Annotated in this window: 12 protein-coding genes; 7 read left to right on the top strand and 5 right to left on the bottom strand. The window is 54.2% G+C overall.

The annotated features are described in order from the left end of the window. Window positions 1-36: 36 nt before the first annotated feature. The 4 genes from glnE to trmB all read right to left on the bottom strand — a co-directional run bounded on the left by glnE (window position 37) and on the right by trmB (window position 5,737). Window positions 37-3,009, bottom strand: a complete 2,973-nt coding sequence (glnE, locus tag ACQKE4_RS15090; RefSeq protein WP_427389182.1) for a bifunctional [glutamate--ammonia ligase]-adenylyl-L-tyrosine phosphorylase/[glutamate--ammonia-ligase] adenylyltransferase — start codon at window positions 3,007-3,009, stop codon at window positions 37-39. A gap of 58 nt (window positions 3,010-3,067) precedes the next feature. Beyond that, window positions 3,068-3,439, bottom strand: coding sequence for a diacylglycerol kinase (locus tag ACQKE4_RS15085; protein WP_427389181.1), 372 nt, complete (start codon window positions 3,437-3,439; stop codon window positions 3,068-3,070). 34 nt (window positions 3,440-3,473) lie between these two features. Continuing rightward, on the bottom strand, window positions 3,474-4,940 hold the full coding sequence (gene dacB, locus ACQKE4_RS15080) for a D-alanyl-D-alanine carboxypeptidase/D-alanyl-D-alanine endopeptidase (protein ID WP_427389218.1): 1,467 nt from the start codon (window positions 4,938-4,940) through the stop codon (window positions 3,474-3,476). Window positions 4,941-5,071: 131 nt separating this feature from the next. Then, complete coding sequence (gene trmB, locus ACQKE4_RS15075) at window positions 5,072-5,737, bottom strand: tRNA (guanine(46)-N(7))-methyltransferase TrmB (RefSeq protein WP_427389180.1); 666 nt, start codon at window positions 5,735-5,737, stop codon at window positions 5,072-5,074. 217 nt (window positions 5,738-5,954) lie between these two features. On the opposite strand from trmB, the gene ACQKE4_RS15070 reads away from it, so the two are divergent. The 7 genes from ACQKE4_RS15070 (at window position 5,955) to ACQKE4_RS15040 (ending at window position 13,017) form a co-directional block, all read left to right on the top strand. Next, entirely contained in the window at window positions 5,955-7,838 is a 1,884-nt protein-coding gene (locus ACQKE4_RS15070; protein ID WP_427389217.1) for a beta-ketoacyl synthase, read from the top strand. Next, window positions 7,835-8,329, top strand: coding sequence for a pantetheine-phosphate adenylyltransferase (gene coaD, locus ACQKE4_RS15065; protein ID WP_427389179.1), 495 nt, complete (start codon window positions 7,835-7,837; stop codon window positions 8,327-8,329). Before ACQKE4_RS15070 ends, coaD begins: the two co-directional genes overlap by 4 nt. A gap of 26 nt (window positions 8,330-8,355) precedes the next feature. Continuing rightward, complete coding sequence (locus ACQKE4_RS15060) at window positions 8,356-8,604, top strand: YfhL family 4Fe-4S dicluster ferredoxin (RefSeq protein WP_035585565.1); 249 nt, start codon at window positions 8,356-8,358, stop codon at window positions 8,602-8,604. 5 nt (window positions 8,605-8,609) lie between these two features. After that, window positions 8,610-9,899, top strand: coding sequence for an MATE family efflux transporter (locus ACQKE4_RS15055; protein ID WP_427389178.1), 1,290 nt, complete (start codon window positions 8,610-8,612; stop codon window positions 9,897-9,899). Between the two features lie 163 nt (window positions 9,900-10,062). Next, a complete protein-coding gene (locus ACQKE4_RS15050; protein ID WP_427389177.1) occupies window positions 10,063-11,373 on the top strand; it encodes a short-chain fatty acid transporter in 1,311 nt (436 codons plus the stop codon). 77 nt (window positions 11,374-11,450) lie between these two features. Continuing rightward, window positions 11,451-11,978 carry an acyl-CoA thioesterase gene (locus ACQKE4_RS15045; RefSeq protein WP_427389176.1) on the top strand — a complete coding sequence of 176 codons (528 nt, stop codon included), beginning with the start codon at window positions 11,451-11,453 and terminating at the stop codon, window positions 11,976-11,978. A gap of 34 nt (window positions 11,979-12,012) precedes the next feature. Beyond that, a complete protein-coding gene (locus ACQKE4_RS15040) occupies window positions 12,013-13,017 on the top strand; it encodes an ion transporter (RefSeq protein WP_427389175.1) in 1,005 nt (334 codons plus the stop codon). A 188-nt stretch (window positions 13,018-13,205) separates the two neighbouring features. Here the strand turns inward: ACQKE4_RS15040 and ACQKE4_RS15035 are convergent. Next, the coding region (locus tag ACQKE4_RS15035) for a hypothetical protein (protein WP_427389174.1) at window positions 13,206-13,516 on the bottom strand (311 nt) is incomplete at its 5' end.

Here is a 13,516-nt window from a genome sequence, read left to right as displayed (position 1 = left end):
CAGCCCTACCTTACTCCTTGGCATCATCACATCTTCCTAGTCATTATGGGTGGTGGGTGGCTCAAGAAAGTGCTCCCAGAGCGCCGTCACAACGTCTCGATGGGTACGAAACGCATCACCATCACACAACGCTTTTTCTCCGGTGAGTGCCATTCGGTGAGTAGCACTTCGGTAGGCTAAATAAGCCTCACGCAAGCGCTCTGACTCTTCTGCAGGTAAGTGCCCACTCTCGGTTAACACCTCTAGAATACGAATATTATCGCTGTAGGTAAGCAGCGCAGGCGTTTGGTTAGCAAGCGCTAACACCGCGTACTGGCAGAGAAACTCAATATCCACCATACCGCCCGCATCGTGCTTAACGTTAAACGTTTCGCTTGCTGCTTTACTGCCAAGGTGGTCACGCATTTTATGGCGCATTTTGACGACTTCTTCGCGCAGTGCTGCTTTATTACGCTTGCCAGCTAAGATATCGCCTCGCAGTTGGTTAAATTTCTCAGCCAGCGCATCGCTGCCTGCCACCACACGGGCGCGCACCAACGCCTGATGCTCCCAAGTCCAGGCATTTTGGCGCTGATAATCAGCAAATGCTGCCAATGAAGTCACCAGCAGGCCCGAATTACCCGAAGGTCTTAAGCGCATATCGACCTCATAAAGAGAGCCTGCCGGGGTTACCGCTGTAAGCAAATGAATAATTCTTTGCCCTAAACGGGTAAAAAACAGCGGCGTATCAATAGGTCGCGGGCCGTCTGTAGCACCTTTACCGTCGCTATCATGCAGAAACACCAGATCCAAATCGGAGCTGTAGCCTAATTCGATGCCGCCTAACTTGCCGTAGCCGACGATGAGAAACGCAGCCTCGCGGGTATTGAGGCCTTCCGGCACGCCATGTTTGCGGGTGATATGTTTCCACGCCATAGCCAATACCGCGTCAAGGATCACTTCAGCGATAAAGGTTAAATAATCGCTAACTTTCATTAAAGGCCGCGTACCTGCAACATCCGATGCCGCCACATGCAACGTTTGCGCGTGCTTGAACACCCGCAGGGCTTCGAGCTGCGCCTCTTCGTCATCTTCGGGTAAACGGTTCAGCGTTTGGCGCAGTTCATCGGCCAGGCGTGCTTTATCAGCGGGGGTATATAGCGTATCCGGTGTCAGTAGCTCATCAAGCAGAATCGGGTAGCGTGCCAGTTGTTCTGCAATCCAGGGGCTCGCCACACACAGGTGCATTAAATGTTCTAACGCCTGTGGATTTTCACGCAGCAGCGCCAGATAAGCGGTGCGCCTTAGCACCGCCTCAATCAGCGGCTGCACTCTTATCAAAGCGATATCCGGTGTTTCGTTATCCGCCACGGCATCCAGCAGCAGCGGCATTAACGCGTCTAGGCGTTCAAAGCCAATGCGCTGCATGCTTTGTACTGGGCGTGAGTGGTAAAGACTTTGTAGCCTCTTGAAGGCTTTGTCGGGATCGTTAAAACCAGCCTCAGTAAGGTGCGCAATTGCCTCCTCCGTATCGAGCTCGCCGCGCCACATAAGCCGCCACTGAGCTAAACCAAGCTGGCCATCATCATTGGCTTCATCGACATCCTCTTCGGGATCGGCAATCACAGCATCAAAGTGCTGACGTACCCGTTCACGCACTTCATCAAGCTGAGCAATCAGCCCCGGCCAGTCCTCATGGCCCATGGCCAACGCTACCCGCTCACGGTCGACATCATCGCTAGGCAAGGTTTGCGTCTGACGATCTTCCAGGGCTTGAATGGCGTGTTCTACATCGCGCAAAAAGGCGTAATCGGGCAGTAGTTCATCGACGACCTCCTGCGGCAATAACCCTAAATCAGGCAAGCGCTTGAGCGCGGTGTTAAGCGACGTGACCTGCAGCTCCGTATCCCGGCCACCACGAATCAACTGAAACGCCTGCACCACAAATTCGACTTCACGGATGCCACCGGGGCCGAGCTTGATATTATTCTGCATGCCTTTGCGTTTTACTTCGCGATTGATCATCGCTTTGAGCTCACGCAGCGACTCAATCGCGCCAAAATCTAGATATTTGCGATATACGAAGGGTCGTAGTCCCGCCAGCAGTTCGTCACCCGCGTCCAAGTCCCCTGCCACCGGGCGCGCTTTCAACATGGCATAGCGCTCCCACTCGCGGCCTTGATCCTGATAGTAGCTGGAGAGCATGGCAAAACTACCCACCAACGGACCGCCATCGCCTAGCGGGCGCAAGCGCATATCAACCCGGAAGGCAAAGCCATCAGCGGTCATCGCATCCAGGGCGGCAATCAGCTTTTGGCCTAGCTTGGTAAAATACTCCTGATGCGCTAGTGGCTTGCGACCGCCTTGGGTTTCGCCTTTTTCAGGGAAGGCAAAAATAAGATCGATATCGGAGGAGAGGTTCAACTCCCCCGCCCCCAGCTTGCCCATGCCAAGGATAACAAGACGCTGCGGTGAGCCATCTTTGCGGGGGGCGGGCAACCCCCAACGCGGCGCATAAAACTGCTCAAGCCAGGTTAACGCTGCCTCTAAACACATTTCAGCAAGTTCGGAGACCGCGGCGGCGGTATCCCACATGGAATGGCCTTCGGGACGGTTAAGATCGCGCCAAATAATCCCCAGCATGCGCTTACGGCGAAAGCGCCGAATCGCCCGCTGCATGGCCTCTTCGTCTTCAGCGCTCTCCAGGGATTCATTAAGCCAGCCAGCGAGCTCTTCCCGACCCAGGTTTGCATCAAGCTCACCGGCAATATCCAGCTCGGTTAGCCAGTGGGGGTAACGCGCCAAGGTATCCAGTGCAAAGGTGGAGATGGCCAGCACTTTGGCTAACGCTTCACGTCGCTGAGCGGAGAGCGCCTGCCAATTACTCGAAGGCAGCTCCTGTTTAGTCATGGAAGCGATATTGTCGGCTTGAGATAGCGCGTCACTTAACCGCTGCCAAGCTTTATTGGTCGCTTTATGTAACGACGCTGGCAGCGCCGTCAGGGGCAGAAAATCGACGTCCATTTGCATACCACCTCGCTGCCAAGCGTTTTAAAACATATTTAAAATTGTCGGCGTTTAAAAAAACTTAAGCAAAGAATTTTTGCCAGCCCAACAAGCCCCACGTGAGTCCGGCCATGATCAGCGACAGCATAACCGCCGCCGAACCAATATCCTTCGCCCGACCAGAAAGCTCGTGGTGCTCAGTCCCAATCCGGTCGACCACGTTCTCGATAGCACTGTTGAGAAGCTCCACGATCAGCACAAAAAACAGGCTACTTACCAGTAATAGCCAACTGATGATGCTATCCCCTATCCACCAGGCGAAAGGCAGCAGCAGCGCGGTAATAACCACTTCTTGGCGAAAGGCCGTTTCGTTTCTAAATGCTGCTTTTAAGCCTTTCAGCGAATAGCGCGTGGAGTGAACTAAATGTGTTAAGCCGGTATGCCCAGGTTTCATGCACGTCGCCTCAGCTTGTGAGCGTGGAGTTAAATTAATTCGCTAAAATCATCGCATCTAGATCCAGTGACAATGGATCCAGCACCTCAGGCCAGCTCAAATAGGGCGTACTGCTGCTGCCATTCACCATGACACTAAACACCCCCCAGCGCCCTTGCGCAGTGCGGAAATAGCCTGCGGCGGCGCGCACAGCAAACGGCTGGTTCAGCGTACCGGTTTTCAGCATGACATTGTTCTGGAACATGGGTGAGCCACGGCGAATAAAGCGCATTACGCCATTGGCGGGGGATTGAAAAGAGGCGACGAAGCTTGGAAACAGCGCACTCTGGTGGAACATATTTTCAAGCATCACGTTAACACCTTGGGCGGAGGTGCGGTTTTCAGTGGTCAATCCACTGCCACTGTACATGGTCAACGGGCCGTGACCGGGTAAGCCTTGAGCATAAGTTTCAATGGCCTGACCAGCTTGACGTAGCTGCGCCTGTGGAGTGTTCACAAGATCCAGCGCCAGCACATCGGCCATATAGTTATTGGAGTAATTCATGATACGCAGTAACAGTTCTTGCAGCGGCTGACTATCCACCGCGGCCAAGCGCCGTGCGTTACTGGGTGGCTGTGTTGAGCTGACCCGCCACGGCTCACGCACCTGAATTCCCGCTTGATTCAACATGCCCATCAACACCTGCGCCGTTTTATCTGCGGCATCGCCTGCGCCGCGATAGATATCTTGAGCGGAAGCATTGGTCGAAATTTGCCCGGTTAAGCGCATTACATCACCGCGTTCGTCGGTGAGCCGTTCAGCGCTAATTTCAGTGCCACTGTTAGCTGGTCGGGTAACCACTTGGTTATCAATGGTGATTAGCGATGTCTGGCTATCGCACACACCTACTCTGGCGGGTTCACCGGCAGTTGCAGCCGGCGCTACGTTAACGCACCAACTGCCGAAGTTGACCCCCGCCGACGAGAGCGGCGCGCTATACGCATTGGCAACTCGCGTTCGGGCATTGCAACGGTCAGTGGTAATGCACTCTACCGGGCCAAAACGCCACTGGCTCACCACCAACGCACCATCCACTTCACGCACACCTGCCAAATGCAAGCGCTGCACCAAGCGCCACAGGTTTTCAGTGGTCAGTCCTGGATCACCGCCGCCTTCAAACACCAAATCGCCGCGCAACATGCCGCCATCGACACTGCCTAAGCTAACAAGTTGACTGGTAAAGCGGTGCTGCGGGCCAAAACGCTCTAGCGCTGCCGCCGCTAAGTAAGCCTTGGTTACCGATGCAGGCGACAGCTGTCGCTCAGGATTTAGGCTACCCAGTAATGGATTTGAACCCGAGTCTGCGTCTAACAGGCGTGCCTCAGCGCTAATCGAAAACCCTTTGTCCTGCAACTGACCTAAACGATTGAAATCGGCGAACAGGCTAGAACTGGCACATAGCGCCGCTGTGGCCAATCCGGCCACCAGTGACCAGCGTCGTACGCGGCCAGAGCTAAACATAGAACTCATAAAAGAAGCGTGAAGAAAATCCATTACGTCAACCTACCTCAATGCACATTTATTTAGGAAAAACATCGCTTTATAAATCAACTGCAGCATTAGTACCTGCGTCCGTGTCTCTCCAACAAACGCTATATCCGCTGCAAATCAACGCACAATTTCCAGAGCGCTTGCCCGCTTTGAGCATACTTAGCTTCAAACGGGGTTAAGTAGTTATCTTTAGGCGCAATTTCGTTAATCACTGCCTGCTTGCCGGTTACCTGAGCAACCGCCAAGGAAAACTCTTCAACGTAAATCGCCCAGTTTGATCGCAGCTCAAGTCGACCACCAAGCGCCAACAGTGTGGGTAAAACAGCATGGCCATGCCAGCGCATTTTTAAGTGCCCCGCTTTGGGATACGGGTTCGGATAGAGCAAATAGTGCCGTTCGGGCGCCCATCCGGCCTGCTCGGCCAAGCGCCAGAAGTCGACGAGATCAGCCCGCACCAGTAGCGCATTAGATGGCAACTCGCCGTGGTCACGTGCCAAGCGATCCTCACTGCGATCCACACCAATGATCACATGGGTAGGGAACTGCACCGCCAGTTGGCGTGTCGATATCCCCACGCCACAGCCTGAATCAAGTATTAATGGGGCTTGGCGGGACTGGAGCCACTCTGCTGCAAACGTAAAGTTATGCCTGGTATGTTCAGCGATCGGCTTGCGCAGTGGATGCGCCAGCGCTCGGTTTACACGGCGGATCAAATCCTGATGCGGACCTGGCTGATTTGAGATCACTGGTCGAGAATTATGCTGCATGCCATCACTCGGCTGAAAAGCATGATTCTATCAGTCTCGAACGCTTGCGGCATGACGCCGTTACGCGCCCGGTGCTATGATCACGCCTGACGAACTTATTAATGTACTTATTAAGCGCATGGTACTAGCCCTAATCTGCTCATACCGTTGCCGATAATTGTTACCACCACCGCATTACGAGGAACCCGGCTTGTCACACTTACCGGTGATTGTCGGCATGGGCGGCATCAATCCCGCTGGCAGAACCTCTGGCCATCAGGCCTTCCGCCGCACTGTGCTTGATGCCCTTCCTGCCGACCAGCAACGCCAGACACTGGAAGGCTTGGCGGCGCTTATGCGTCTTGTTGAGCATTCAGAAAATGGCTGGCACGACACTTCTGGCCAGCCTGTAGACGCTCCGGCCGATTCGCTTCGTGAACGGGTGCTTAATCACACCCTGATCCGTCGCAATGAAGACCCGCGTTTTCTCGCCCCTGGCCTACCGTCTAACCGTCAGGCCAGCATGCAGTTTGCTGAGCCGCTGCGTTTTACGCTGCGCCGCCGTCAATTGCCTGAACACCTGCCCACTGATTGGCAAGTGCGCGATATCGATGCCCGCGAGGTAGAGGTCAGCGTGCCTGCTGGGATATTAGACGTACTGCTACCGGACGCGCAGGTCTCCAAAGTGCGCGCTGCTGCCCAGTTACCCAGCGGCTTTGATCCTGCGGGCCTTTACCGCAGCGTGCACCATCCCCGTGGCCTATCACTGGCGGTATTCGGTGCCAGCGACTGTCTAGGTGCCAGCGGTTTGTCTTGGGAGACACTGCGTCAGCAGTTAAACCCGGATCATATTGCCGTTTACGCTGGGAACTCCATCGGTCAGTTGGATGATCAAGGCTGGGGTGGCTTACTGAAAAGCTTAGTCAGTGGTCAACGCGCCACTTCAAAGCAGATGCCGCTGGGATACGGCCAAATGCCCGCGGATTTTTTGAATGCGTATGTGCTTGGCAGCGTAGGCGGCACGGGCGCGGCACTGGGTGCTTGCGCCAGCTTTCTTTATAACCTGCGTTTAGGCATTGATGATATTCGCGCTGGCCGTCGCCGGGTAGTGATGGTGGGCACTGCGGACGCCCCCATCACGCCAGAAATTATCGAAGGTTTCCGGGCCATGGGCGCCCTGGCAGATGACGCGGGGTTGAAAGCATTAGATGCCCTGGAACTGCTCACCGATAGTGACTACCAGCGCGCTTGTCGCCCCTTTGCCCGCAACTGCGGTTTTACCATGGCCGAAGCCAGCCAGTTCGTCCTATTAATGGACGACGCTTTAGCGCTGGAAGTTGGCGCTGACATTCTCGGCGCAGTGCCGGAAGTATTTGTGAATGCTGACGGCTATAAGCGCTCAATTTCTGCACCGGGTATTGGCAATTACATCACGCTGGGTAAAGCGGCTGCTTTTGTGCGCGAGATGTTGGGTGAAAAAGCGCTTAAAGAGCGTACTTTTTTGCATGCCCATGGCACCAGCACGCCAAAAAACCGTATTACCGAATCCCACGTGTTTGATGAGATAGCTCGTGCTAACGGCATTACCGATTGGCCAGTGGTAGCAATTAAAGCGTTTATTGGCCACTCCCAAGGCTCTGCCGCGGGTGACCAACTGGCAAGCGCCCTGGGCAGCTTTGCCCACGATTTACTTCCGGGCATCCCCACCCTGGATGCCGTCGCTGACGATGTATATGCAGACCGCTTATGTTTTTCGCAAACGGCGCAGTCATTTCGGGCCGATGCCGCCTTTATCAATGCCAAAGGCTTTGGCGGCAACAATGCCACCGGCGTGGTGCTCTCACCCGCAGTCACCGAGCGCTTGCTGACTCAGCGCCACGGAGCCGACGCCATCAGTGCCTGGAAAGAGCGTCGCGAAGCAGTACGCGAAGCCGCCGCCGCCTTTATCCAACAAGCAGATCGTGGGCACTATGCCCCCCGCTATCAGTTTGGTGAAGCGGTACTTGAAGGGCCAGAGCTCGATATTCATGCCGATCGGATTCACATACCTGGTTACAATCATGCCGTTTCGTTAACCAGCGATAACCCCTTTGGCCGTCTGGATGAGGAAACGTCGCGATGAGCGCTAATAAAGTGAATATCGCCGTCTACCCCGGCACCTTCGACCCCATTACCAATGGTCACTTTGACCTGATTGAGCGCGGCGCGCGCATGTTCGACAAGGTGGTCATTGCGGTGGCAGCAAGCCCAGGCAAAAGTCCCAGCCTCGACCTGGAAACGCGCATGGCCTTAGCGAAAGCGGTCTGCGCATCGCTGCCTAACGTTGAGGTTATCGGCTTTTCAACGCTGCTCACTACGATGATGCATGAGCAAGGGGCGACGATAATTCTACGCGGTCTGCGCGCCGTCTCCGACTTTGAGTACGAACTACAGCTTGCCAATATGAATCGTGCTCAAAACCCAGAGCTTGAAAGCGTGTTTTTAACTCCAGCGGTAGAAAATTCGTATATTTCCTCAACCATTGTGCGTGAAATTGCCAAGCTCGGCGGTGATATTTCCCCCTTGGTACATCCACAGGTCGCCGAGGCGCTGCGTAAACACTACACTAGCTAGCCTAACGCCATCCGCGAGGTATGCCCATGGCCCTGATGATTACCGACGAATGCATTAATTGCGACGTCTGTGAGCCCGAATGCCCCAATGATGCCATCTCTCCTGGTGAGGAGATTTATGTCATCGACCCGAATCTATGCACCGAGTGCGTCGGTCACTACGACGAGCCGCAGTGTCAGCAGGTCTGTCCGGTAGATTGTATCCCGCTTGACCCTGAACGCCACGAGACCCAAGAGCAGTTGATGAAGAAGTACCGCATCATCACTGCCGCCTAAGCCTAATGCGGATTTGGGCCCTCGCCTGGCCAATCATCCTCTCCAACATCACCGTCCCGCTACTCGGGCTGGTGGATACCGCCGTGGTCGGCCACCTGCCCGACTCTCGCTATCTCGCCGGCGTTACCTTAGGCGCCACACTATTTAGCTTTCTCTATTGGGGTTTTGGCTTTTTGCGTATGGGCACCACGGGATTGGTCGCTCAAGCCATGGGGCGCGAAAGCGACGCTGATGTACGCAACCTGCTGGGGCAATCGTTGATCATGGCGCTGGTGATTGGCACGTTGCTTATTTTGTTTTCCTCACCGCTGATTACGCTAGGCTTGTGGCTGTTAGATGGTAGCGACGTAGCTACTAACATAGCGTGTGAATACGCTCATATACGTCTCTGGTCAGCGCCAGCGGTGCTGGCCAATTATGCCATCCTGGGCTGGTTTCTGGGTCAGCAAAATTCGCGTGTCACGTTAATGATTTTGCTGCTAACCAACGGCGTTAATATCGTGCTGGATTTATGGTTTGTCGTCGGGCTAGGAATGACCAGCAACGGCGTAGCCTGGGCAAGCGTAATCGCTGACTACAGCGCGTTAGCGTTCGGCAGCTACTTAGTGGTGCGCCAGCTAGCCCGATTAGAAGGCCATTTCTTACGCGAGCGCCTGCTAGCACTGGCGGCTTACGCAGCACTGTTTAACGTCAACGCCAATCTATTTGTACGCACCCTCGGCCTGCTGTTTGCGATGGCATTCTTTACCGCCCAGGGCGCCCGCCAGGGAGATACAGTATTAGCTGCCAATGCGGTGCTACTGCAATTTATCATGCTGACCAGCTATGCCCTGGATGGCTTTGCCCACGCCGCCGAATCACTGATTGGTCGCGCTTACGGTCGTAAAGACTGGCGTGAGTTTGCCGCTACGGTGCGCGCTGCCGCCCGTTTCTCATTCTGGACGGCGGGTGCTGCCGCCGTGCTGTTTGCGCTAGGCGGCAATGGCCTGATCGCATTGCTCACCGGGCTTGAAGAGGTGCGCACTACAGCGGCGCAGTACCTGCCGTGGATGGTGGTCATGCCGCTGATAGCCGTATGGAGCTACCTACTTGATGGGGTGTTTATTGGCACCACCGCCGTGCGCGAAATGCGCAATAGTATTTTTATTGGGCTCGCGGCCTACCTGCCCGCTTGGTGGTTTACCCAAGGGCTAGGCAATCATGGCCTTTGGCTTGCGTTTATGCTGTTTACCCTCGTTCGCTCTGCCGTACTGATTCATTACTATCGCCGCTATCGCCTTACCCACTGGCAATAAAACGGGCACGATGAGCAGTAAGGGCGCTAACGTGAGATGAAGTGGATACCTTCAACGTGAAAAAAGCCGCGCTCCCCCGTATATTAGCCATGCACTTGCACTCCCTATGCACAGCCAAGGCACTGCTTAGCCATTTCCTAATAATGAATAAAGAGAGCATCCCATGCTTAAAATGATATCAAAACCGGCGGTTAAGCTGGTTGAGCGCTATCTACCCGATCCCTATATTTTCGTGCTACTGCTGACGTTAATCGCGGCGGTCGCTGCCATTGCTGTTGAGCGCCAAACGCCGCTGGCGGTGCTGCGCTTCTGGGGCGATGGCTTCTGGGGACTGCTTACCTTCTCGATGCAGATGCTGCTGGTGCTGGTCACTGGTTTTATGCTGGCAAGCTCACCGCCAGTAAAACGTATTCTGCAAAAAATCGCTGGCACTGCCAAAACACCTGGCGGCGCGATCATCTTAGTGACGCTGGTTTCATTGGCAGCAAGCTGGATCAACTGGGGCTTTGGCCTTGTGGTCGGCGCGCTGTTCGCTAAAGAGCTGGCTCGCCTGATTCGCGTGGACTACCGACTACTGGTGGCCAGTGCCTACTCAGGCTTTGTGGTGTGGCATGGTGGTTTAGCGGGATCTATTCCGCTAACGATCGCCACCGAAGGCCATTTTTCCGCCGACCAAATAGGCGTGGTTAGCACCGGTTCAACAATTTTCGCTTTCTTTAACATCGCTATCGTCGCCTGCCTGTTTATCGCTATTCCCTTAGTAAACCGTATGATGCTGCCGGATGAGAAAGATAGCGTCTACGTTGACCCTAGCGTGCTGAACGATGAGCCAGAGCCTGTAGGTCGAATTACTCGCCCCGCAGAACGCCTTGAAAACAGCATGGCGCTTGCGCTGCTGGTCGGCATTCCAGGCCTGCTGTTTTTGCTCGACCACTTTTTAATACGGGGCGGCAGCTTGAACCTCAACGTGGTTAACTTTCTGTTTCTGTTTTTAGCTATTGTGCTGCACCGTACCCCCCGCAACCTGCTTAACAGCTTGAACGAAGCGATTAAAGGCGGCGCGGGTATCGTCATTCAGTTTCCGTTTTATGCGGGCATCATGGCGATCATGGTTCAGTCAGGGTTGGCTGAGAGCATGTCTGAGTGGCTGGTATCGTTTGCCACTGCGACTTCTTTACCCTTCTGGTCATTCCTCAGTGCAGGCATTGTGAACCTGTTTGTGCCTTCCGGCGGTGGCCAGTGGGCCGTGCAAGCTCCGGTTATGTTGCCTGCGGCAGAGGCACTGGGCGCCGATATCGCTCGCGTTGCCATGGCGGTTGCCTGGGGTGATGCATGGACTAACTTGCTGCAGCCTTTCTGGGCACTGCCAGTACTCGCGATTGCCGGGCTGAAAGCCAAAGATATTATGGGCTTCTGCCTGATTCAGCTATTTATTACCGGTGCTATTATCTCCGTCGGGCTTGTGTGGTTTTAAAGCAGCCTCTCATTCACTGCCTGCCGCTCAGTTTGACACTACGCTGGGGCAGGCAGTGATCACAGAAGGAAGATGGTATGTCAGACACTGACATTAGCGAACACACCGCCCTCCCTGGGCAGCATGAACTATCGATGACAGTGCTGATGACGCCCGACATGGCAAACTTCAGCGGCAAAGTGCACGGTGGCGCGATTCTTAAAAAGCTAGACGAAGTCGCCTTCGCCTGCGCCAGCCGCTATTCAGGCCATTATGTGGTGACCTTGTCGGTGGATCAGGTGCTATTTAAACAACCGATTCACGTGGGTGAACTGGTTACTTTTTTAGCCAGCGTTAACCATGTTGGCCGCTCTTCAATGGAAATTGGCATTAAGGTTGTCGCCGAAGATATCCGCAACAAATTGATTCGGCATACCAATAGCTGCTACCTGACCATGGTGGCAGTGGATGCTGACGGTAACCCAGCCAGCGTACCGCCACTCACCCTGGCAACATCACTGCAAAAATTGCGTTTTGAAAAGGCAGCCCTGCGCAAAAAATTACGCAAGCAAGCGGAGCAACAAGAGCTGCTAACGCAGCAACAGCATCAGTCTCAGAGCCAATAGTCAGCCCCGCACGTCCCAACGACAAGGAGTTCGTATGCCCGCCAGGGAACGTTATCCGCATCTGCCTAAAGCGGTTGAATTTGCCCATCTTGGCTGGGACTTTTTCATTCTCACGGCAGTGATAATCAACCTTTCACTGCTGCTGTTTGATTCACTGTTTCTGTTCGATCCCATCAATCAGGGCATCGCCAACATCGCGCCTGGCTTTCATGCATTCTACGACGAGGCGATTCACAGTCGCTTTTTCAGCATTGACCTGGTATTTGTGGCCATTTTTGTGGTCGATGTACTGCTGGGCTGGTCAGTGGCTATTGCCGAGCGACGCTACCACCGCTGGTTCTTCTACCCCTTTGTGCACTGGTATGACGTGCTCGGCTGTATTCCCCTGGCGGGCTTCCGTTGGCTACGCCTCCTCCGGGTATTCTCGCTCATCAACCGCCTACACCGCTTGGGTATCATTAACGTTACGCGCTGGTCAGCCTACCAATTTGCCGCTAAGTACTACGATATTTTATTGGAAGAGCTCTCTGATCGCATTGCCCTTCGTTTGCTGGGCAACGTACAGCAACAGATCCGTGCCAGCGATTCGCTAACGGAGCGTGTTATTGACCGAGTTGTCATGCCGCGCAAAGCACAGTTGATTCATGAAATCACCCAACGTTTAGAAGCGACCGTTGGTACATCTTACCAACGCAACCGGCCTGAGATTATGGCGTATATTCGCGAGCTGGTTAGCCGCAGTCTCCGCGAAAGCCCCGAAATTCAGCGCTTACGGCGGCTACCCATGGGGCAGCCCGCCGCCAGTGCCATGGAGGAATCGCTAAGCGGTATCGCCCAACGGCTGGTCGATGAACTAGCACTCGGCATCCACTCAACGGAATTTCGCCAGCTGGTAGAACGCACTGCCGACAGTGGCTTTGATACCTGGCTGACCGTTGATGAAGGCAGCCACCATGTGACCGAACAGGTTCTCTACGACATTCTTGAAATGCTCAAGGAACAGGTCAACCGCCAACGCTGGAAAGATCGCTATGAGTAGTGAGTGGTTAATTCCCTGGGCATATTCAGCTCGGTTGTCGTTTCAATAATGGCACCATTAAAGCTATCAAGTCCGCTTTAGAACCGTTTAACGCCATGAGTGCTGAGCCAGAAAATAGACTTATTTCTTAAAATTATACAACAACTTGCTTTGGCCAGCGTGGAAGTAACGAGAAGACGAACAGCCTGCTACGACACTACTCCAGTACTTACCAAAAGCGTAGGCTTTCGGTAAGCTGCCAATACCCAACTGCCCAAAGTAGTGAAAAAGCTGAATGAACATCCGAAAAAGCATCTTAGCCCCCTTGGTGTGTTTTTAAGCGGATAATAAGGAGCTCTAATCACTGAGGCAATGTCTTTATTGCTTGAATTCAGAGCTAGAGGATAATTTTGGCTATAGCAAATTCCTGAATCCGTGAAGCCGGCGCCGACACTTTCCCTATCACCGCCAGCGAGCACTTTTTGATCCTTCGCCCCGTGCAAGTTGGCTTTCGCAAGCC

Origin of the sequence: Halomonas sp. NPDC076908 (assembly GCF_050269715.1) — a bacterium.
Lineage (GTDB): Bacteria > Pseudomonadota > Gammaproteobacteria > Pseudomonadales > Halomonadaceae > Vreelandella.
Note: the sequence above shows the minus strand (reverse complement) of the source record. Positions and strands in the feature narration are given on the sequence as shown.